This is a genomic window from Microbacterium pasadenense (genome assembly GCF_047246565.1).
Taxonomy (GTDB): domain Bacteria; phylum Actinomycetota; class Actinomycetes; order Actinomycetales; family Microbacteriaceae; genus Microbacterium.
Map to the genome: position 1 here is coordinate 937,851 of NZ_JBFOKN010000001.1, position 19,296 is coordinate 957,146.

Genomic DNA, 19,296 nt, shown 5'->3' on the forward strand with positions numbered 1-19,296 from the left:
CTTGCGTCAGCGCGGGGCGACGAGGTAGGCCTGCACGACAGGCCCCACCCGGCGGACCAGCTCGTCGGCGGGGGCGGTGGCGATGCCGGGCAGCTGCAGCACGTACCGCGTGATCAGCAGGCCCGCGATCTGCGACCCGGCGAGGGCGGCGCGCAGCTCGGCGTCGTCGCCGCCGATCTCCGTCGCGATGCGGCCGAGGAGCTCTCGCGACAGGAATCCGGCGAGCAGCGGCGTGGCGAGGCGGTTGCCGATGGCCGTGCGCAGCAGCACGACGCCGCGCGTGCGGACCTCGGGAACCTCGAATCGCGACAGCACGAAGCGGACGATCGACTCGCCGAGCTGTCCCCGGTCGCCGGCGAGCAGGCGGGGGATCTCCAGATCGGGCCGCAGCGGGGCGCCGATGGTCTCGGCGAACAGGTCGGCTTTCGTGCCGAAGTAGTGGTGCAGCAGGGCTGCGTCGACGCCGGCCCGGCCGGCGATCGACCGCATCGTGGCGGCGTCGTACCCGCGCTCGGCGAACTCCTCGGCCGCCGCCGCGAGGATCCGCGCTCGCGCGTCGGAACGCCCGCGCGGCCTGCCCCGTCCGCGGGACGGACCGCCCCCCTGGTGAGCCATGGGGCCAGCCTACGAGGCGCCCGCTCGGCGCGGACACCGGTGGCGGTGGTTCTTCCGGCAGACGAAGGGATGCGGCGGCTGTGCGGACTAGCGTGGACGCATGCGGGTGACCTCGGCAGTGCGGAGCGCGAAGCGCGGGTCGCTCCTGCAGGTCGTGAAGTCCGCGGCGGCCGCGATCGGCGCGTGGCTCATCGCCGGGTGGCTCGTCCCGGGGCCGCTCCCCGTCTTCGCCGCGATCGCCGCCCTCCTGGTGGTGCAGCCGAGCGTCAACCAGTCCCTCGCGAAGGCGCTGGAGCGCAGCGTCGGCGTCGTCGTCGGCGTGGTGATCGCCGTCGTGCTGAGTCTGCTGCTCGGACCGCAGAGCTGGGTCGTGCTGCTCGCCGTCGTCGTGGCGATGCTCGTCGCCTGGGCGCTGCGGGCCTCTCCCGGCACCGGGAACCAGGTGGCGATCTCGGCGCTGCTCGTCCTCGCTCTCGGCTCCTCGAACCCGCAGTACGCCTTCGATCGGATCATCGAGACGCTCATCGGCGCTCTCATCGGCGTCATCGTGAACGTCCTGATCGTGCCGCCCGTGCTCGTGGCGCCGGCGGCGCGCGACGTCCGGCTGCTCGCCGACGAGCTCGCCGCCAGCATGGAGCGGCTCGCCGAGAGTCTCGCCGACCCCTCCTCCTCCGCAGAGCGGCTCGGACTGCTCCTGGAGGCGCGCCTGCTGCGGCCGATGAAGGACGTCGCCGAGGAATCCCTGAGTGCGGGTGAGGAATCCCTCGCACTGAATCCCCGCAGATCCGCGCACGGGGACGTGCTCGGCGAGCTGCGCGCGCTGATGACGACTCTCAGCCCCATCGTCACGCAGGTCATCGGCATGACCCGGGCCTATGCCGACCATTACGACGACGGGCTCGCGGACGAGCCGACGGTCGTCGCGATCGCGGAGCAGCTGCGCCGCGCCGCCCACGACGTCCGGCTCGCGGCGCGGGTCACGGGCGGTGGGGGCGAGCCGGTCGGCGCGACCGTCCCCGCCCTCACCTCGCCGCTGCAGGTCCGGCCACCGGCATCCGCTCACTGGGTCCTGATCGGGTCGCTGCTCGAAGACCTCCGCCGCATCCGGGCGGAGCTGATGGGGGAGGCCTGACGAGGCGTCGCGAGGACGGCTCGGACAGACCTGCCGCGGGCGGGGACCGTCTGACAGGATGGGTGGGAATCGCGGGCGACGGCCCGCCGGAGGGAACACCGATGAGCGAACCGATCAGCGCGCCCGAGTCCAGCAAGATCTTCCGAGCGGCGATCTGGGTCGCGATCGGCGCGCTCATCGCCGCGGCCATCGTCTGCGTCATCTGGGTGCTCATCGGCGACTCGAACGGCATCGTCGGACGTGCGTTCCTGACCATCCTGCTGCTGGCGGCGTTCGCCGGGGTGGCCATCCTCGAGTCGAACCTCGCCGATCGCCGACCGGCCTGGTTCGCGCTCGCCAGCATGGTCTCGTGGGTGCTCGCCCTCCTCGTCGGCGCTTTCCTGATCTGGATGCCGGAGTCTCCCGACGACTACGGCGTCGGTGCGGAGCGGTTCTTCAAGTTCCTTCTGATCCTGCTGATCCTGCAGGGTGCGCTGCTGCACATCCGCCTCTTCTCGAAGGCCTACGCGCGCCACCAGACGACCTTCACGAGCGTCGTCGCCTACGTCACGATGGGCCTCGTCGTGATCCTCGCGGTCATGCTCGTGCTGCCGCTCATGCTCGAGGAGTTCTTTGACTTCCGCGACATCTACTGGCGCGTCGTCGTCGCCCTGGCGATCCTGGTGGCCGTCGGCACGGCGCTGGTCCCGCTCGTGAACGCGCTCTTCGCGCCGAAGAAGCCGCGCCGTCCCGCGACAGCGGCCGCGGCGTACGACCGGTCCGCCTACGGGGCGCAGCAGGCCGCTCCGCCGCAGCTGCAGGCATGGCCGACGTACGGCGACGGGCGCACGCCGCTCCCGGTCCTGCCTGACGGCTCGCCCGACTGGAACGCCTACTACACCGGCTGGCCGACCTATCCGCAGCAGCCGTACGCCGCAGCCGCCCCGGCCGAGGCCCTGCCCGAGGAGACCGCGCCCTCGGCGCGTCCCTCCTCGGCGTCCGCGCAGCCGGCGTCGCCCGCAGCGCACGACGCGCCGATCTGGCCGCCCGCGCCCGACCAGCCGGTGCCGCCCGCGCAGCCGACCGCACCGCCCGCGCCTGGCCGGCCGGACGCGCCGACGGCGCCGCCGCAGCAGCCGGCACCGCCGGTCCCCGGCCACCCTGACGTGCCGCCCGCCCCGCCGCTCCCGGGTCACCCCGAGATGCCGCCGGCTCCGCCGGTCCCGCCGCAGCAGTAGCAGGCGGCGTCGCTGTCAGCGGGCCAGCAGCTCCAGGGCGGCCATCGCCGCATTGTGGCCGCCGATCCCGCTGACAGCTCCGCCGCGCTGCGCGCTCGATCCGCACACGAGCACGCGCTCGTGGGGAGTCGCCACGCCCCACCGCTCCGCCGGTGTGCGCAGCGCCGCGTCGTCCCGTGCCCACGGCCACGACAGGTCGCCGTGGAAGATGTCGCCGCCCGCCATGCCGAGGGACGCCTCGAGATCCGCCGTCGACCGCGCCTCGATGCACGGCGACCCGTCCGGAGCCTCGAAGACGACATCGGCGATCGGCTCCGCCAGGACGGAGTCCAACGACCGGTGGGCCGCGGCGAGCAGGTCGTCACGGTCGACGTCCCCGTCCGCGACGAGGCGGTGCGGCACCTGCAGGCCGAACAGCGTGAGCGTCTGTGCTCCGCTCGCCCGGAGCTCCGGCCCGAGGATCGTCGGGTCGGTCAGGGAGTGACAGTAGATCTCGGCGGGGAGGGGGTCCGGGACGGCGCCGCCGGCGGCGCGCGCGTAGGCGGCATCCAACTGGGTGAGCGTCTCATTGATGTGGAACGTCCCCGAGAACGCAGCCTCGGGCGAGACCGTCTCATCGTGCAGACGAGGAAGCCGGCGGAGCAGCATGTTGACCTTCACCTGGGCGCCCTCGGGGGCCGCGGCATCCGTCGTCGCGGCCCCGCCGGCGGCCAGCAGCGCATCGAGGACGGCCGAGCCGACGCCGCTGAGCACGAGGCGGGCGGTGAGCGTCTCGCCGCTTTCGAGCACGACCTCTCCGTCGGGCGTCACGGCGGTGACGGGAGCATCGGTGCGGATCTCCGCCCCCGCGGAGCGCGCAGCGCGCTCGAGGGCCCCGCTCACACTCCCCATCCCGCCGACCGGGACGTCCCAGTCCCCGGTCCCGCCGCCGATGACGTGGTACAGGAAGCACCGGTTCTGCCGCAGCGAGGCGTCGTCTGCCGTCGCGAAGGTCCCGATGAGACCGTCGGTGAACGCGATCCCGCGGGTGAGGTCGTCGGCGAAGGATCCGCGGATCAGCTCGCCGAGCGGGCGGGCGGTCACGGCTTCCCACAGCTCGTCGTCGGCCAGGGCGGCGCGGACGTCCCGCTCGCGACGCAGGGGCGCGGTCACGGTCGGGAACAGGACCGATGCCAGCGGTCGCAGCCGCTCGTAGAACGCGTCGAACCGGGCGGCCTCGGCGGCGTCCCCGGTCGCGCGGACGAAGCTGGCCACCGTGGCCTCGGCATCGCCGTTGTCGACGAGCACACCCCGGGACGGGTCGGCCGGCAGGGGCGTGTAGGAGGAGTAGCGGCGCCGGCGCAGCTGGACCTGGAGACCGAGGTCGCGGATGATCGTCGCCGGCAGGAGGCTCACCAGGTAGGAGTACCGCGAGAGTCGCGCATCGACGCCTGCCCATGGCCGCTCCGAGACGGCAGCGCCGCCCACGTGGGGGAGGCGTTCGAGCAGCGTGACCGTGCGTCCGGCGCGGGCGAGGTAGGCGGCGGCGACGAGGGCGTTGTGCCCCCCGCCGACGATGATGACGTCTCGGATGGCGGCCATGACGCTCAACATAGCGGGCGATAGCGTGGAGGAATGGATGCCGCTGCGCTCGCCGACCTCGCCTTGGACATCGCCCGTGAGGCCGGTGATCTCGCCCGGCGCCGCCGCGAGGCGGGGGTCGCCATCGCGGCGACCAAGTCGGTGATCGCCGACATCGTGACCGAGGCGGACCGCGAGGTGGAGGCGCTCATCCGCGAGCGGCTCGCGGTCGCCCGTCCCGGCGACGGCTTCCTGGGGGAGGAGTCGGGGGCCGAGCGCGGGACCACGGGGATCACCTGGGTGGTCGACCCGATCGACGGCACGGTCAACTACGCCTACGGGATGCCGCACTACGCCGTCAGCATCGCCGCGATCGAGGGGGAGCCCGAGCCGCCGCTGTGGACGGCCCTGGCCGGCGTCGTCCACAACCCGGCCACGGGGGAGACGTTCTCCGCGGTGCGGGGAGGCGGCGCGTGGCGGGACGGACAGCGGCTCGCGGTCTCGGAGGTCGGCGGCGCGGGAGCTCTCGTCGCGACCGGGTTCGGCTACGACCCGGCGACGCACGCCGGCGACCTGGCGCGGGTCGCGAAGGTGATGCCGCTGGTGCGGGATCTCCGACGGGGCGGCGCAGCGTCGCTCGACCTGGCGTATGTCGCCGCAGGTCGCCTGGACGGCTACTTCGAGCGGGGGCTGCATCCGTGGGATCACGCCGCCGGAGCGCTGCTGGTGACGGAGGCCGGCGGGGTCGTGACGGGGTCGCCGCACGGGGCGCCGGGGCGTGAGATGACGGTCGCGGCAGGCCCCGCACTGCACGCGAGGTTGGTGGCGGCCATCTCGGCCTGACTGCATGCCAACTCGTACATGTGTTTTTCAGTCCATTCGTGTAGCGTGTTTACCCGATCGTTACTTTCGCCGCCCGAAGCGAAATGATCGGTGAAGCCTGAAGCCTCGCGGTCGCCCGGCCGCACGATTCCGAGAGCCCTGCGCGTTTGACTTTCGATACCTCTGCGACGGACGCCGCCCGCGTCGGCGGCGCCGCGCGCGCCACGCCGCCGGCGAGCGTTCCGCTCAGCCGTGCCGAGTACCGGCGGCTCGCGGCGGAGAAAGCGGCGGCGGAGGCGGCCGCGGCGTCCGCACCGGCCCAGCCGGTCGCGCCTGCATCCGTGACGGAGCAGGTCGTCCTCGGCGCGGCGGCTGCCGCCCTCCCGCTGCGGCGTCGCACGCGCGCTGCGCGGACGGAATCGACGGATGCCGCGGCTGAGCCGGTTTCGCATGCTCCCGAGTTCCTCGACGAGACCGTCGTCCTCCCGTCGGCGACGTCGACCCACCTGGCCGCCGAGCAGCCCGGCCCGCGCATCGCCGACGAGTTCGAGCTCGCCGCCCGGGTCTTCGCCTTCACCGGGGAGACGCCGATCCAGGTCGCCCGTGCCGCCGTCGAGGCGGAGGCGCCTCCGACGACCCGTGCGCGCGCGGCGGCCGCGCTGCCTGCCAAGCCCCGGTTCGGCAAGGTCATGCTCACGCGGGTGGCCGCGGCCTCCTTCTCCGTGACCGTCGTCGGGGTCGTCGGACTCCTGGCCGTCGGAACCACCACGCCGGTTTCGGCGGTGAGCGCATTCGGCGCCGGCGCTCAGGGCGACATCTCCCTCGTCGCGCCGCAGAAGGCGAGCTCGTCGACCGAGATCCAGGCGTACGTCGCGGCATCCGATGCCAAGTCCGGCGACCTCGTCCGCGTCGAGGAGTATGACGTCGAGTCGATGGCGGACGTCGCCGCGGATTCGGGCGTGACGCACTTCGCCGGAACCTGGGTCAACGACGCGAGTGCGGACATCCAGTGGCCGTTCCCGGTCGGGGTGCCGATCTCGGCGGCCTTCGGATCCGGCTCGTACCTGTCGAAGTTCGCGATGCCGCACCGCGGTGTGGACCTCACCCCCGGAGCGGGCGCGGAGATCCACGCGGTGGCATCCGGCACCGTCCGCATCGCGACCGAAGTCGGCGGCGACTACGGCGTGACGGTCGTCCTGGACCACATCGTGGACGGCCAGCTGGTCTCGACGCGCTACGGCCACATGCAGTACGGCTCGCTGCGCGTGTCGCCCGGGGAGACCGTCGAGGTCGGGGATGTGCTGGGCGCCGTGGGCTCCACGGGCAAGGCGACCGGTCCGCACCTGCACTTCGAGGTGGCGCTCAACGGCACCGAGCGGATCGACCCGATGGCGTGGATGTACGAGCACACGGCGGAGTGATCCCCGTTCGAGGAGGCGCCGCAGCTCTGGTATCCTCTTCTAGTTGCCTGCTCGCAGGCAGCACGCCCCGATAGCTCAGTGGCAGAGCACTTCCATGGTAAGGAAGGGGTCGTCAGTTCAATCCTGACTCGGGGCTCGCAGCATCCGGAGGTCCGCCTCCGAAAGCTACGCGGCGGGGTAGCTCAGTTGGTGAGAGCGCACGACTCATAATCGTGAGGTCGCGGGTTCAAGCCCCGCTCCCGCTACTCGAAACCCCCGGCTCCACCCGGGGGTTTCGTTGTTCCGCGGGCCGGCCGGACGGTTCAGCGGCGCAGCAGCTCGGCCGCCAGCCGGCGGGCCCGGCGCAGATGGCCGGCATCGCCGTCCACGCCCTGCTGGGCGATCGCGCCCTCGGCGAGCAGGAAGATGTGGTGGGCGACGGCCACCGCGTCGGCGCGGGCGGCGTCGATCGTCACCAGCTGCTCGATCCTCGCGCGCACCGCGGCCTTGTGCTCGCGGATGACCGCCTTCCCCGGATGCTCGTCGGCGAGCTCGGATGCCGCGTTGACGAACGCGCAGCCTCGCCCGGAGGGTTCCGCATCCTCGGCGTAGGCGTCGAACACCGTCAGCGCGCGGGGCTCCGGTGCGGTGGCGATGCGCTCCTCCCAGCGCGCGGTCCACTCCTCGTCGCGGCGCCGCAGGTAGGCGCACACCAGCGCCTCCTTCGAGCCGAACCGGTCGTACAGGGTCCGCTTCGTCACGCCGGCGGTCGCCGCGATCGTCTCCACGCCGACGGCGGCGATGCCGTGCGTGTAGAACAGGGTGGTCGCGGCGTCCAGCACTCGCCGCGCGCCAGGCGTCAGGATCGGAGGCATCCGTTCCCCTCTCCTCGGTCGTCGCGTAGTCTTCAAGACTACTTCACCGATCGGTGAAGCTGGGAAGGGGAACGCATGCCGACGTCGCAGGACACCACGACGCTGTCCACCGGGCGCACCGTCCACCTCGCGATCGGGGGGCTCGCCCTCATCGCCGTCTGCTACGGCCTCGCCCGGTTCGCCTATGGACTGTTCGTGCCCGCGTTCCGCAGTGCGTTCGACCTCGACGCCGCAGCCGCGGGCCTCATCGCGTCCGGAAGCTACGGCGCCTACTGCATCGGCATCTTCGCCGCCACCGCGACGACGCCGCGCCTGGGCGCTCGCGTGGTCGCGGTCGGCGCCGGTGTGCTCGCGACAGCGGGAACCGCGCTCATCGCGTTCGCGCCCGACGCGCTCGTGCTCGCGGCCGGTGTCATGCTGGCGGGATCGAGCACCGGCGTGGCCTCGCCCCCGCTCGCTCACGCCGTCGCGAAGCGGGTGAGCGCCGGGCGCCGGGACCGTGTGCAGACGATCGTGAACGCGGGGACGGGGCTCGGGGTCATGGTGTCGGGACCCGTGGCGCTCCTCGCCCAGGAGCAGTGGCGGGTCGCCTGGATCATCTTCGCCGTGATCTGCGCCCTCGTCACCGCGTGGATGGCCGTCCTCATGCCCGCAGCCCGGGACGGCGCGCCGGGACGCCGGGGCGAGCGGCACGCATGGCTGCCGACCGGCGCCGGGCGGCTGCTGCTGGCGGCCGGCACCATGGGCCTCGCGACCGCCGCGGTGTGGACCTTCGGGCAGGACATCCTCACGGCGGAGGGCGGCCACGACCGGACCTTCGCGACGATCGCGTGGATCGTGCTCGGGGCGTGCGGGCTGATCGGCGCGACCGCCGGCGACCTGGCGGGGCGGATCGGGCTCGCCAGGTCGTGGACGCTGCTCATGGTCGGCGCCGCCGCCGCCACCCTCGCCATCGGCGTCCTGCCGGGCTCGGGTGTCGCCGCGATCGTCGCGTCGGGCGTCTTCGGTGCGGTGTACATCGCGCTCACCGGCATCCTGCTGGTCTGGAGCACGCGGGTCTACGCGGACGTCCCCGCGCGAGGCGTCGGCGTCGCGTTCCTCGCGCTCGCCCTCGGCCAGGCGGTCGGAGCGCCGCTGCTGGGCGGCGGGGCGGATGCCGCGGGCCTGCCGGCCGCCTTCGTCGCCGCCGCGGCGGTCGCTCTGATCGGCGCGCTGGTCCGGCCGCCGGCCGGACGGCACCGACCCCGGCGCACGGCGGGTCAGCCCGCCGTGGAGGCGCGGACGATCAACTCGGGCGGGAAGACCGTCTGACGCGGGATGCTGTCGGGGTCGTCGGCCTCTTCGAGGACGATCCGCAGCGCCGTCCGGCCGATCATCCGGCTCGGCTGGCGGATCGAGGAGAGCGGGACGGCGGCGGCCGCCGCGAACGGGATGTCGTCGAACCCGATGATCGCGATGTCCCCGGGGACGGACGCCCGCCCGTCGACGACGAGCGCCTGCAGCAGCCCGAGCGCGAGCAGATCGTTCGCGGCGAAGAGGGCATCGGGCCAATCCCGGCGCGGTCGGGCGAGCAGGCGCGCGCCGGCCGCGGCGCCCTCGTCGACCGTCATGGCCTCGGTCGCGATCACGTCGAGGTCCACCTGCGCGCCGGCGTTCTCGGCCGCGGCGCGGGCGCCGGCGAGCCGGTCGTTGACCTGACGGATGTCGAACGGGCCGCCCACGAAGGCGATGCGGCGCCTGCCGGTCTCGATCAGGTGGTCCACGGCGAGCCTCCCGCCGGCCACGCTGTCGACCGAGACCGACGAGAAGCGGCCGTCGCCGCTGAATCGGTCAACGAGCACGGCGGCGATGCCGCTGGCGCGCAGGCGCTGCAGTCGCGCCGTCACATCGCCGTAGGGTGCGATGAGCAGTCCGCGCACCTGCTGCTCCTGGAAGAGGTCCAGGTACATCCGCTCGCGCGAGACGTCCTCGTCGGTGTTGCCGTAGAGGATCGCGATCCCGTGCCGGGTGGCCTCATCCTCGGCGCCGCGCACGACGTCGTTGTAGAACGGGTTCTGGCCGTCGAGGACGACGAAGCCGACGGTCGTCGACACGCCGGCACGGAGCTTCCGCGCCGCGTCGTTGCGGATGTACCCCAGTTCCTTGATGGCCCGGGTCACCCGCTCCACCGATTCCGACGACACCTCGTCGGGCCGGTTCAGGACGTTCGAGACCGTCCCGACGGAAACGCCGGCGCGCTCGGCGACGTCTCGGATGCGGACCGGCATGGCACCTCCTCGTTCCCCCGGAAATCACGATTGGGTCACTCTCGCCGGGTGACTTGACCGTGTGCGCTTCGGTTTCATACAGTAGCGTGAAATCATCCTGAATCGATTCAGGTCCGATCAGACGATTCATCCCGATACGCACACCCTCAATGAGGAGGCATCCGTGGTCCTCGCCGCTGACCCGCAGACGTCACCACCCGCGCTGGAACTCACGCGCGTCGTGAAGTCGTTCGGTCCCGTGATCGCGCTGCGATCCGGAAGCCTGCGGCTGGCCGCCGGCTCGATCCACGCACTCGTGGGGGAGAACGGGGCCGGCAAGTCGACCCTCGTCAAGATCATCGCGGGCCTCTACCGCCGCGACTCGGGCGAGTTCACCCTCGGCGGCCGGAGCGTGGACTTCACGAGCACGGCGCAGTCGAAGGCGGCGGGCATCGCGGTCATCTACCAGGAGCCGACGCTCTTCCCCGATCTCTCGGTGACCGAGAACATCTTCATGGGCCGCCAGCCGACGAACCGGGTCGGTCGCATCGACCGCCGGGCGATGCGCGAGGAGGCGGTCCGCATCTTCGAGCGTCTCGGCGTCCGTCTCGACCCGGACCGGGTCACGGAGGGCCTCTCCATCGCCGACCAGCAGATCATCGAGATCGCCAAGGCCATCTCGCTGGATGCCCGGGTCCTCATCATGGACGAGCCGACGGCCGCGCTGTCGGGTGTCGAGGTGGAACGTCTGTTCGCCGTCGCCCGGAGCCTTCGCGACGAGGGGCGGGCGCTGCTGTTCATCTCGCACCGCTTCGACGAGGTCTTCGCCCTGTGCGACACCGTCACGGTCATGCGCGACGGAGCATACGTCGACACCACACCGCTCGCGGACACGACCGTCGACGACCTCGTGCGTCAGATGGTCGGCCGCGACGTGACGGAGCTCTTCCCCAAGCTCCCCGCCGACGTCGGCGACGTCGTGCTCTCCGTCGAGGGTCTGACCCGCCGCGGCGTCTTCACCGACATCTCGTTCGACCTCCGGGCCGGGGAGATCGTCGGACTTGCCGGTCTCGTCGGCGCAGGGCGGAGCGAGGTCGCCCGGGCCATCTTCGGCGTCGACTCCTACGAGTCCGGTTCGGTCACCCTGCACGGCGCGCACCTTCCGAAGGGCAACCCGCAGAAGGCGACCGCCCGCGGCGTCGCCCTCGTGCCCGAGGACCGCCGCAAGCAGGGCCTGGTCCTCGACGACGGCGTCTCGCGCAACGTCACCCTCGCGATCCGCTCGAAGCTCGCGAAGTGGGGTCTCATCTGGACGGGGCTCGAGAACGCGGCGGCCCGGGTCTGGGCGAGCCGTCTGGAGGTCAAGACCAACGCGCTGGACGCCGAGACGGGCACCCTGTCGGGCGGCAACCAGCAGAAGGTCGTCCTCGGCAAGTGGCTCGCCACCGAGCCGACCGTGCTCATCGTCGACGAGCCCACCCGCGGCATCGACGTCGGCACCAAGTCCGAGGTCCACCGGCTGCTGAGCGAGCTCGCCCAGCAGGGCATCGCGATCCTCATGATCTCGTCCGAGCTTCCGGAGGTGCTCGGCATGGCCGATCGCGTCCTGGTGATGCGCGAGGGCCGTCTGACCGGGCAGTTCTCGCGCGCCGAAGCGACACCCGAAGCCGTGATGTTCGCGGCGACAGCGGACGCGGAGGCCGCAGCATGACGATCACCACGCCCCGTCGGACCCCGACCGCCCAGCCGAACGGCGCCGCCCGCCTGGTCCGCCAGGTCGCCACGGCCCGTGAGACGGGGATAGCCCTCGCACTCGTGCTCGTCGTGATCGCCGCGACGGCATCCAACCCGAACTTCCTGTTCTCCGCGGACGGCTTCCGCGACCTGCTGCTCACGCCCTCGCTCCTGCTCCTCGTCGCGGTCGGGCAGGCCATCGTCATCATCACGCGCAGCGTCGACCTCTCGGTGGGATCGGTCGTGGGGCTCACCGCGTACCTCACGGGTCGGCTGTTCGTCGACATGCAGGGTGTTCCGGTCATCGTGGTCTTCCTCGCGGGCGTGGCCCTCGGCGCTCTCCTCGGCGCGATCAACGGCCTCCTCGTGGCGTGGGCCAAGGTGCCCGCCCTCGTCATCACCCTCGGCACGATGTACATCTACCGCGGCATCAACGTCGCCTGGGCCGGCAGCGACCGCATCAACGCCTCGGATCTGCCGCGCGACTTCCGCGGCCTGGGCACCGAGCAGATCATCGGCATCCCCATCCTCACGATCATCGCGGTGGTCGTGCTGATCGGCGGCGCCTGGTACCTGCGCAACATCCGCGCGGGACGCGAGCTCTACGCGATCGGCTCGGACCCGGCCGCGGCGCACCTGTACGGACTCAAGGTGAACCGGCGCGTCATCACGGCGTTCGTGGTCTCCGGGGCGCTGTCGGGTCTGGCCGGCGTGCTGTACGCGGCGCGCTACGGGACGGTCAGCTCCGCCGCCGGCTTCGGCTGGGAGCTGCAGGCCATCGGCGCCGCCGTCATCGGCGGGGTCGCGATCTCCGGCGGAGTCGGCACCGTGTGGGGGGCCGCGATCGGCGCCTTCCTCCTCCTGACCATCAACCGCGCCCTGCCGATCCTCGGCATCGACGACTTCTGGCAGCGCGCCGTCGTGGGCATCCTCATCCTCGGCTCGATCGTGCTGGACCGCGTGCTCGCGGTCCGCCAGCACCGACGACTCATCGCACAACGGGAGGACGACCGATGACCGCCGTCACCACCGGGACCGCCGCCGTGCGGACCTACTCGGACCACGGCCGCGCGCTCTGGCGTCGCGCCCTGCTCACCCGCGAGGCGGCGATCATCGTCGTCCTCGTCCTGGTCGTCGTCGTCGCACTCGGCACCGTCCGGAACTTCGACAGCCCGCTGACGGTCACGTACCTGCTGCGCGACATCGCGCCGATCCTGCTGATCGCCCTGCCGATGACGCTGATCATCATCACGGAGGAAATCGACCTGTCGGTCGCGAGCATCGTCGGGCTCTCCAGTGTCACCACGGGGATCCTGACCCAGGCCGGTATCCCGTTCCCCGCCGCGGCACTCGTCGCCATCCTTGTCGGCGCCGTCGCCGGCGTCGTCAACGGCTTCCTCGTCACCGTCGTCGGGCTGCCCTCGCTCGCAGTCACGATCGGCACGCTGGCGCTCTTCCGCGGCATCGCGGTGGGCCTGCTCGGGACGACTGCGATCACCGACTTCCCCGAGGAGTGGACCGACCTCGCGAAGGCGAACATCCCCGGCACCCCGGTGCCGGTCGTGATCATCCCCTTCGTCGTCCTCGCGATCGCCTTCGCGGTGCTGCTGCACTTCACCCCGTTCGGGCGGTCGCTGTACGCGATCGGGCTCAACAAGGAGGCGGCGCACTTCTCCGGCATCAACGTCGCCCGCAGCAAGTTCGCGCTGTTCGTCATGTCGGGCGCGGTGTCCGGCTTCGCCGGGGTGTACTTCACCCTGCTCTACTCGAATGCGCGCGGCGACAACGCGATGGGCATGGAGCTGCAGATCATCGCGGCCGTCCTCCTCGGCGGCGTCTCCATCTTCGGCGGGCGCGGCGCGCTGCACGGCGTCATCGCCGGCGTGCTGCTCATCGGCATCCTCGGCAGCGCGCTGCGCCTGGCCGGTGTCACGAGCGACATCATCAACGTCATCACGGGTGTGCTCCTCATCCTCTCCGTGGTGTCGGCAAGTCTCCTCGCATGGCTGCACACGAGCAGAGCCGCAGCCATCGGGCGCAGAAAAGGACGACGCGACGCCGACGGCATCGCGGGTCCCCGATAGATCCACGCGAACCCTCGCACCACGGAAGGAAACAATGATGTTCGGATTCACGCGCACGCGCCGCGCTGGTGTCGTCACGGCGCTGGCCCTCGGTGCCAGCCTCGTCCTCGCCGGCTGCAGCGCCGGCGGCGGCGGCGACACCCCCGCACCCGGAGGCGACGGCGGCGACGCCGATGTCTCGATCACGATGCTGCCCAAGAACCTCGGCAACCCCTACTTCGACACGTCGAGCTCCGGCGCCGAGGAAGCGGCCGGGGAGTTCGGCGGCCAGTTCGAGGAGGTGGGCCCCTCCGAGGCCAGCCCGACCTCGCAGGTGCAGTACATCCAGACCGCCGCTCAGCAGGGCACCGGCGCACTCGTGGTCTCGGCGAACGACCCCGAGGCCATCTGCGACGCCCTCGACGAGGCGCGCTCGGCGGACGTCAAGGTCGTCACGTTCGACTCGGACACGAACCCCGACTGCCGTGACCTCTTCATCAACCAGGCGACGTCGGAGGGCATCGCGAAGGTCCAGGTCGACCTGATCGCGGAGCAGATCGGCGACGCCGGCCAGGTCGCGGTGCTGTCCGCCTCGGCCAACGCCACGAACCAGAACGCCTGGATCGAGCTGATGGAGGCTGAGCTGGCCGCCAGCCACCCCGACATCGAGCTCGTCGAGGTCGTCTACGGCGATGACGACGACCAGACCTCGTTCGACAAGACGGCGGCCCTGCTGCAGACGTACCCCGAGCTGAAGGGCATCATCTCGCCCACGACGGTCGGCATCGCCGCGGCGGCGCGCTACCTGTCGACGTCCGACTTCAAGGGCGAGGTCGCACTGACCGGCCTCGGCACCCCGAACCAGATGCGCGAGTACGTCGAGGACGGCACCGTCACCGCCTTCGCGCTGTGGAACCCGGCCGACCTGGGCTACCTCGCGGCCTTCGCCGCGCAGGCGCTGGTCACCGGCGAGATCAGCGGTGAGGAAGGCGACTCGTTCGAGGCGGGCAAGCTGGGCTCGTTCGAGGTCGGTGCTGACGGCGCCGTCCTGCTGGGCGACCCCTACGTCTTCGACGCGGAGAACATCGGCGAGTTCGACTTCTGAGTCGACCGATCACGAGCCGGGGGCTCCGCGCGGTGCGCGGGGTCCCCGGCTCGCCGTCTTCGCGGCATCCCGCTGCCGACGTCGCAGCACGAGGAGCACGGCACCGCCCGCGATGAGCAGGAGGGCGGCGCCGCCGATCCAGGCGATGTCGTAGGGGAGCACGTCGACGCCGTAGCGGATCTGGTGCAGCCGGAGCACCTTGTGGTCGATGACGCCGTCCCACAGCTGGAAGGCCCCGAGGCCGAGCAGGAAGCCCGCCCATGCCGCGCCGGGCCAGAACGTCCCTCGACGATGAGCGTCGAGCATGAGGAAGAACCCGGCCACGAAGCCGAACAGCTCCGCGGCGTGGAGGATGCCGTCCGAGAGGATCCCCACACCGACCGTCGCGTCGTCGTAGAAGTGGTGCCACCGCAGCAGCTGGTGGAAGACGATCTCGTCCACGGCCGCCATCGTGGCGGCGCCCAGGATGAGCGCGGCGGCGAACGAGCGGTTCCGCCACGGTGCGGCGGTCGGGGCGTCGGTCATGCGGCTCCTCCCAGTGTCGGCTGCCGGCGCGCGGCCGGTGCAGCGCGGGGCGCCGGCCGGCGCCCCGTCACGCGGTACCACTCGGCGCAGATGAGCACGATGAGGACGACGTCGACGGCGTCGCCGCCGTAGAACATCAGCTGCGAGCCGGTCCGGGCGTCCGCCGTCGCCACGCCGGTCGGCGGCGCGGAGTACAGCAGCTTCGCCAGGATGCCGTGGGCCGCGACCGCGGCGACGAGCACGATCGCCCGGGTGCGCAGCGGCGCCCGGTGCGGTGCGGGATCCGCCGGCGCGATCGAGGCGGTGAACAGATACCCCGCCAGCAGGAAGTGCAGCATCATGACGGCGTGTCCGAGCGGGATGCCCGAGAGCGCCGCGAACAGCCCGGTGCCGTGGAGCAGCCAGAGACCGCCGACGTTCAGCAGCGCGGCGGGGACCGGGTGCGTCAGCACGCGCGCCGGGCGGCTCCGCATCGCGCGGGCGACGCGACGCGCCGGCGTGACCGAGAGCGTCCGCAGCGCCAGCGTGATCGGAGCGGCCTGGACGAGCAGAAGCGGGGCGGCCATCCCGACCAGCACGTGGGCGCCGAGGTGGGCGGTGAAGCTGTCGTGCATCGCGTCGGCGAGCGGACCGACGAAGCCGGATGCCGCGGCGGCGATCCCCAGCATCGCGCAGACGACCCGCCGGACCGGCCAGCCACGACCGCCGCGGCGCTCATGCGCCGGGGCCGCCAGGTAGGCGGCCCCGGCGATCGCGACGGGCGCGGCGAGAGCGACGGTCAGCAGCCATCCGCTGTCGGAGGCGTGTGCGGGCATGCTCGCACCCTTCGTTCCCGGGCCCGGTCTCTGCGGCGACGCGCGAAGAGGCGACGCGGCAGCGACCGGGCGACGCGGTCAGAGGTCTTCGGGGGAGAGGTCGCCTTCGCCGTCCTCGCCGAGCTCGGCGACGACGGGGTCATCGCCCTGCGACTCGGGCTGGATGTCGGCCGGGGCATACGTCTGCTCGGTGTCCGAGGAGAACCCGGCCGGAGCGGTGTCGCCGAAGCCGGCATCCGCACTCGTCGCCGAATCGTCGGCCGTCACGGCGTCGCTCAGCGGCCGGCCTTCGAACTCGGCGTCCGCCGCAGCGGTGTCGCCGACGGTCGTGTCGCCGGTGGGGGCGTCGTCGGGGTCCAGCCGGATGGCACCGGCGTTGCCATCGCCCGTGGCGTCGTCGAGGCCGCTGCCGTCGCCGAGATCGCTCTCAGCGGTCCCCGACACGCTGCGCACGTCGTCGGCGTCCGTCGCCGCGCCGTCGACGGCCGCGGAGAACTCGCCGCCCTGCAGGGCGTCGTCGTCGCTGGGGGTGGACTCGTCGAACTGCGTCATGATCGCTCCTTCGGAAGTGGATGGACCGTCCGAGTCTCACCCGGGGCGCCGGCGGAGTCGGCGGGGGTGTCGTCCGGGGACGGATGCGGCTACCCTTGCGCCGCCGGTGGGCGGGCCGCGGCCGCGAGAGGATGGGCGTCATGACGACGCGGCTGCTCCTGATCTCCGACACGCACATCCCCGGGCGGGCCAGCCGCCTCCCGGACGCCGTGCTGCGCATGGCGGATGCCGCCGACGTCATCGTCCATGCCGGCGACTGGGTCGCGGCATCCGTCCTGGACGAGCTCGAATCGCACGGTGACGTGCTCGGCGTCTGGGGGAACAACGACGGCGAGGACCTGCGCTCGCGGCTCCCCGAGGTGGCGCGGCGCGAGATCGAGGGCGTCCGGATCGCCGTCGTCCACGAGACCGGTCAGAAGACGCGTCGCGAGCCGCGGATGGATGCCGCGCACCCGGGCATCGATCTGCTCGTCTTCGGGCACAGCCACATCCCGTGGGACACGACGACGCCCGCGGGGATGCGGCTGCTGAACCCGGGATCACCCACCGACAAGCGACGTCAGCCGCACCACACCGTGATGACGGTGACCGTCGGGGACGGCGCCATCGTCGACGCGGAGCTCGTCCGGCTCTAGCCGGCCCGGAACCGTCCCGGCCGGAACGGGAGGGCGGGCGCCCGGTACATCAGGTCCGGTGCGTGGTGCGGTTCGAGCGTCGTCTCGGCCAGGCCGAACCGCCAGACGCGGTTGTAGAGGTAGACGCGGAGGACCACCGGCTCGTCGGCGGGGACCTGCCAGGTGCCGCGCCCCCACTGCGTCGGCTGGCCGCGCCCGCCGATGACGAGGGTGGGCCGGACGCCCGCGTACAGCGCGAACCACGGTCGGTGCAGGGTGAGGTCGATGCGTCGGAACGCGGGGGACGGCATCCCTTGACCGTAGCGCGCCGTGCCGGTGCGAGGATGGACGGATGTCGGCAACACTCGTGGCGCAGGGCCTGGCCGGCGGATACGGTCACCGCACGCTGTTCGAGGGCCTCGACCTCACCGTGGCCCCGGGCGACGTCGTCGGCGTCGTGGGGGCGAACGGCGCGGGGAAGTCCACGCTGCTGCGCCTGCTCGGCGGCATCGACGCCCCGCACGCGGGGACGGTCGCGCTCGCCCCTGCGGACGCCTTCGTCGGGTGGCTCCCGCAGGAGCACGAGCGCGTCGCGGGGGAGACGGTCGCCGCCTACATCGCACGGCGGACGGGGTGCGCCGCGGCGACCGCCGACATGGACGCGGCGGCGGCCGCCCTGGCTGATCCGTCGCTCGCCGCTGCCGGTGTCGATCCCGCCGACGCGTACTCGACGGCGCTCGACCGCTGGCTCGCGAGCGGTGCCGCCGACCTCGACGATCGGCTTCCGGTCGTCCTCGCCGACCTCGGCCTCGACCTCGGTGCGGACCCTGCTCAGTCGCTCATGACCTCACTCTCCGGCGGCCAGGCCGCGCGCGTGGGCCTCGCCGCCCTCCTGCTCTCGCGCTTCGACGTCGTCCTCCTCGACGAGCCCACCAACGATCTCGATCTCGACGGGCTCGAGCGCCTGGAAGCGTTCGTCCGCGGGCTCCGCGGCGGGGTCGTGCTCGTCAGCCACGACCGCGAGTTCCTCTCCCGGTGCGTGGCGCGGGTCCTGGAACTCGACCTGGCGCAGGGATCGAACCGCGTCTTCGGGGGCGGCTACGACGCGTTCCTGGAGGAGCGCGCGACGCTCCGCCGGCAGGCGCGCGAGAAGTACGACGACTTCGCCGACAAGCGGGCGGACCTCGTCGCCCGCGCGCGGACGCAGCGGGAATGGTCGAGCCAGGGCGTCCGGAACGCCATGAGGGCGTCGCCGGACAACGACAAGATCCGCCGCAGGGCGGCGACCGAGTCCAGCGAGAAGCAGGCGCAGAAGGTGCGCCAGATGGAGAGCCGCATCGCTCGGCTCGAGGATGTCGACGAACCCCGCAAGGAATGGCAGCTGCAGTTCACGATCGGCTCCGCCCCCCGGTCGAGCTCCGTCGTGTCGACGCTCAGTGGCGCGGTCCTCCGGCAGGGGGCGTTCACGCTCGGCCGGTCTCGCTCCAGGTCACGGCGGGGGAGCGGATCGGCATCACGGGACCGAACGGCGCGGGGAAGTCCACGCTGCTCCGGGCGATCCTCACGCAGCAGGCTCCGGACGAGGGGACCGCCGCCCTCGGTGCCAGCGTGCAGATCGGCGAGATCGATCAGGCGCGATCGCTGCTCGCCGGCGCGCGGCCGCTCGCCGACGCGTTCGGATCCGCGGTCCCGGAGATGCCGTCCGCCGAGGTGCGCACCCTGCTGGCCAAGTTCGGGCTCAAGGCCGATCACGTGGGTCGGCCCGTCGACGAGCTGTCACCCGGCGAGCGGACCCGCGCCGGACTCGCGCTGCTGCAGGCGCGGGGCGTGAACCTGCTGGTGCTCGACGAGCCCACGAACCATCTCGACCTGGCGGCGATCGAGCAGCTCGAGGAGGCCCTCGGCACGTACGAGGGAACGCTCCTGCTGGTGACGCACGATCGGCGGATGCTGTCCACCGTGCGCACCGATCGTCGGTGGCGCGTCAAGGCCGGTCAGGTGACCGAGCTCTAGCCGGCGCC

18 protein-coding genes, 2 tRNA genes and 1 pseudogene are annotated in these 19,296 nt (G+C 72.3%); 13 read left to right on the forward strand and 8 right to left on the reverse strand.

Features of this window, described 5'->3' with window-relative positions; all coding sequences use genetic code 11:
• Window positions 1-6 precede the first annotated feature (6 nt).
• Window positions 7-615 (reverse strand): TetR/AcrR family transcriptional regulator, encoded by a 609-nt coding sequence (locus tag AB3M83_RS04480; RefSeq protein ID WP_412945451.1) that lies wholly within the window; start codon window positions 613-615, stop codon window positions 7-9.
• Between the two features lie 100 nt (window positions 616-715).
• Between AB3M83_RS04480 and AB3M83_RS04485 the strand changes: the two genes are divergently transcribed.
• A complete protein-coding gene (locus tag AB3M83_RS04485; RefSeq protein WP_412945453.1) occupies window positions 716-1,747 on the forward strand; it encodes an FUSC family protein in 1,032 nt (343 codons plus the stop codon).
• Window positions 1,748-1,848: 101 nt separating this feature from the next.
• Window positions 1,849-2,964, forward strand: coding sequence for a hypothetical protein (locus AB3M83_RS04490; RefSeq protein WP_412945455.1), 1,116 nt, complete (start codon window positions 1,849-1,851; stop codon window positions 2,962-2,964).
• Window positions 2,965-2,979: 15 nt separating this feature from the next.
• Here the strand turns inward: AB3M83_RS04490 and AB3M83_RS04495 are convergent, their stop codons facing one another.
• Window positions 2,980-4,545 (reverse strand): phytoene desaturase family protein, encoded by a 1,566-nt coding sequence (locus tag AB3M83_RS04495; protein WP_412945457.1) that lies wholly within the window; start codon window positions 4,543-4,545, stop codon window positions 2,980-2,982.
• Between the two features lie 33 nt (window positions 4,546-4,578).
• On the opposite strand from AB3M83_RS04495, the gene AB3M83_RS04500 reads away from it, so the two are divergent.
• From AB3M83_RS04500 to AB3M83_RS04515, 4 genes are all read left to right on the forward strand, one after another.
• Window positions 4,579-5,367, forward strand: a complete 789-nt coding sequence (locus tag AB3M83_RS04500; RefSeq protein WP_412945459.1) for an inositol monophosphatase family protein — start codon at window positions 4,579-4,581, stop codon at window positions 5,365-5,367.
• Window positions 5,368-5,513: 146 nt separating this feature from the next.
• Window positions 5,514-6,767, forward strand: coding sequence for a M23 family metallopeptidase (locus tag AB3M83_RS04505; RefSeq protein WP_412945461.1), 1,254 nt, complete (start codon window positions 5,514-5,516; stop codon window positions 6,765-6,767).
• Between the two features lie 64 nt (window positions 6,768-6,831).
• Window positions 6,832-6,903 (forward strand) — tRNA-Thr (locus tag AB3M83_RS04510).
• 35 nt (window positions 6,904-6,938) lie between these two features.
• Window positions 6,939-7,012, forward strand: a tRNA-Met gene (locus tag AB3M83_RS04515).
• Window positions 7,013-7,069: 57 nt separating this feature from the next.
• On the opposite strand, the gene AB3M83_RS04520 is transcribed toward AB3M83_RS04515, so the two are convergent.
• Window positions 7,070-7,621 carry a TetR/AcrR family transcriptional regulator gene (locus tag AB3M83_RS04520; protein ID WP_412945463.1) on the reverse strand — a complete coding sequence of 184 codons (552 nt, stop codon included), beginning with the start codon at window positions 7,619-7,621 and terminating at the stop codon, window positions 7,070-7,072.
• A 75-nt stretch (window positions 7,622-7,696) separates the two neighbouring features.
• On the opposite strand from AB3M83_RS04520, the gene AB3M83_RS04525 reads away from it, so the two are divergent.
• Window positions 7,697-8,932: an MFS transporter gene (locus tag AB3M83_RS04525; RefSeq protein ID WP_412945465.1), complete on the forward strand. Its 1,236-nt coding sequence runs from the start codon at window positions 7,697-7,699 to the stop codon at window positions 8,930-8,932.
• Here AB3M83_RS04525 and AB3M83_RS04530 read toward each other — a convergent pair.
• A complete protein-coding gene (locus tag AB3M83_RS04530; protein WP_412945466.1) occupies window positions 8,881-9,888 on the reverse strand; it encodes a LacI family DNA-binding transcriptional regulator in 1,008 nt (335 codons plus the stop codon). The two genes, AB3M83_RS04525 and AB3M83_RS04530, sit on opposite strands and share 52 nt — an antisense overlap.
• A gap of 163 nt (window positions 9,889-10,051) precedes the next feature.
• Between AB3M83_RS04530 and AB3M83_RS04535 the strand changes: the two genes are divergently transcribed.
• Genes AB3M83_RS04535 through rhaS form a run of 4 tightly spaced genes read left to right on the forward strand, consistent with a single transcriptional unit; the run spans window position 10,052 to window position 14,769 of the window.
• Window positions 10,052-11,578 (forward strand): sugar ABC transporter ATP-binding protein, encoded by a 1,527-nt coding sequence (locus tag AB3M83_RS04535; protein WP_412945468.1) that lies wholly within the window; start codon window positions 10,052-10,054, stop codon window positions 11,576-11,578.
• Entirely contained in the window at window positions 11,575-12,618 is a 1,044-nt protein-coding gene (locus AB3M83_RS04540) for an ABC transporter permease (protein ID WP_412945470.1), read from the forward strand. Before AB3M83_RS04535 ends, AB3M83_RS04540 begins: the two co-directional genes overlap by 4 nt.
• The gene (locus tag AB3M83_RS04545; protein WP_412945472.1) at window positions 12,615-13,685 is read left to right on the forward strand and encodes an ABC transporter permease; all 1,071 of its coding nucleotides are present in this window, start codon (window positions 12,615-12,617) and stop codon (window positions 13,683-13,685) included. Before AB3M83_RS04540 ends, AB3M83_RS04545 begins: the two co-directional genes overlap by 4 nt.
• A 37-nt stretch (window positions 13,686-13,722) precedes the next feature.
• Window positions 13,723-14,769 carry a rhamnose ABC transporter substrate-binding protein gene (rhaS, locus tag AB3M83_RS04550; protein WP_412945474.1) on the forward strand — a complete coding sequence of 349 codons (1,047 nt, stop codon included), beginning with the start codon at window positions 13,723-13,725 and terminating at the stop codon, window positions 14,767-14,769.
• A 9-nt stretch (window positions 14,770-14,778) separates the two neighbouring features.
• Here rhaS and AB3M83_RS04555 read toward each other — a convergent pair whose 3' ends face one another.
• The 3 genes from AB3M83_RS04555 to AB3M83_RS04565 all read right to left on the reverse strand — a co-directional run bounded on the left by AB3M83_RS04555 (window position 14,779) and on the right by AB3M83_RS04565 (window position 16,661).
• Window positions 14,779-15,294, reverse strand: coding sequence for a DUF2243 domain-containing protein (locus AB3M83_RS04555; protein ID WP_412945476.1), 516 nt, complete (start codon window positions 15,292-15,294; stop codon window positions 14,779-14,781).
• Window positions 15,291-16,109, reverse strand: coding sequence for a cytochrome c oxidase assembly protein (locus tag AB3M83_RS04560; RefSeq protein ID WP_412945478.1), 819 nt, complete (start codon window positions 16,107-16,109; stop codon window positions 15,291-15,293). Before AB3M83_RS04560 ends, AB3M83_RS04555 begins: the two co-directional genes overlap by 4 nt.
• 78 nt (window positions 16,110-16,187) lie before the next feature.
• On the reverse strand, window positions 16,188-16,661 hold the full coding sequence (locus AB3M83_RS04565; protein ID WP_412945480.1) for a hypothetical protein: 474 nt from the start codon (window positions 16,659-16,661) through the stop codon (window positions 16,188-16,190).
• A gap of 140 nt (window positions 16,662-16,801) precedes the next feature.
• Here AB3M83_RS04565 and AB3M83_RS04570 point away from each other — a divergent pair, with 140 nt between their 5' ends.
• Window positions 16,802-17,296, forward strand: a complete 495-nt coding sequence (locus AB3M83_RS04570; RefSeq protein WP_412945482.1) for a metallophosphoesterase family protein — start codon at window positions 16,802-16,804, stop codon at window positions 17,294-17,296.
• Here AB3M83_RS04570 and AB3M83_RS04575 read toward each other — a convergent pair.
• Window positions 17,293-17,586: a hypothetical protein gene (locus AB3M83_RS04575; protein ID WP_412945484.1), complete on the reverse strand. Its 294-nt coding sequence runs from the start codon at window positions 17,584-17,586 to the stop codon at window positions 17,293-17,295. The genes AB3M83_RS04570 and AB3M83_RS04575 overlap by 4 nt on opposite strands.
• Before the next feature lie 41 nt (window positions 17,587-17,627).
• Here AB3M83_RS04575 and AB3M83_RS04580 point away from each other — a divergent pair.
• A pseudogene (locus AB3M83_RS04580) lies at window positions 17,628-19,288 on the forward strand (ABC-F family ATP-binding cassette domain-containing protein).
• Window positions 19,289-19,296: the final 8 nt, after the last annotated feature.

Coding starts and splice junctions, on each gene's coding strand:
- AB3M83_RS04490 (WP_412945455.1), top strand. CDS start 1,849: ATGAGCGAACCGATCAGCGCGCCCGAGTCCAGCAAGATCTTCCGAGCG.
- AB3M83_RS04520 (WP_412945463.1), bottom strand. CDS start 7,621: ATGCCTCCGATCCTGACGCCTGGCGCGCGGCGAGTGCTGGACGCCGCG.
- rhaS (WP_412945474.1), top strand. CDS start 13,723: ATGTTCGGATTCACGCGCACGCGCCGCGCTGGTGTCGTCACGGCGCTG.
- AB3M83_RS04545 (WP_412945472.1), top strand. CDS start 12,615: ATGACCGCCGTCACCACCGGGACCGCCGCCGTGCGGACCTACTCGGAC.
- AB3M83_RS04575 (WP_412945484.1), bottom strand. CDS start 17,586: ATGCCGTCCCCCGCGTTCCGACGCATCGACCTCACCCTGCACCGACCG.
- AB3M83_RS04485 (WP_412945453.1), top strand. CDS start 716: ATGCGGGTGACCTCGGCAGTGCGGAGCGCGAAGCGCGGGTCGCTCCTG.
- AB3M83_RS04480 (WP_412945451.1), bottom strand. CDS start 615: ATGGCTCACCAGGGGGGCGGTCCGTCCCGCGGACGGGGCAGGCCGCGC.
- AB3M83_RS04565 (WP_412945480.1), bottom strand. CDS start 16,661: ATGACGCAGTTCGACGAGTCCACCCCCAGCGACGACGACGCCCTGCAG.
- AB3M83_RS04530 (WP_412945466.1), bottom strand. CDS start 9,888: ATGCCGGTCCGCATCCGAGACGTCGCCGAGCGCGCCGGCGTTTCCGTC.
- AB3M83_RS04495 (WP_412945457.1), bottom strand. CDS start 4,545: ATGGCCGCCATCCGAGACGTCATCATCGTCGGCGGGGGGCACAACGCC.
- AB3M83_RS04555 (WP_412945476.1), bottom strand. CDS start 15,294: ATGACCGACGCCCCGACCGCCGCACCGTGGCGGAACCGCTCGTTCGCC.
- AB3M83_RS04525 (WP_412945465.1), top strand. CDS start 7,697: ATGCCGACGTCGCAGGACACCACGACGCTGTCCACCGGGCGCACCGTC.
- AB3M83_RS04560 (WP_412945478.1), bottom strand. CDS start 16,109: ATGCCCGCACACGCCTCCGACAGCGGATGGCTGCTGACCGTCGCTCTC.
- AB3M83_RS04570 (WP_412945482.1), top strand. CDS start 16,802: ATGACGACGCGGCTGCTCCTGATCTCCGACACGCACATCCCCGGGCGG.
- AB3M83_RS04500 (WP_412945459.1), top strand. CDS start 4,579: ATGGATGCCGCTGCGCTCGCCGACCTCGCCTTGGACATCGCCCGTGAG.
- AB3M83_RS04540 (WP_412945470.1), top strand. CDS start 11,575: ATGACGATCACCACGCCCCGTCGGACCCCGACCGCCCAGCCGAACGGC.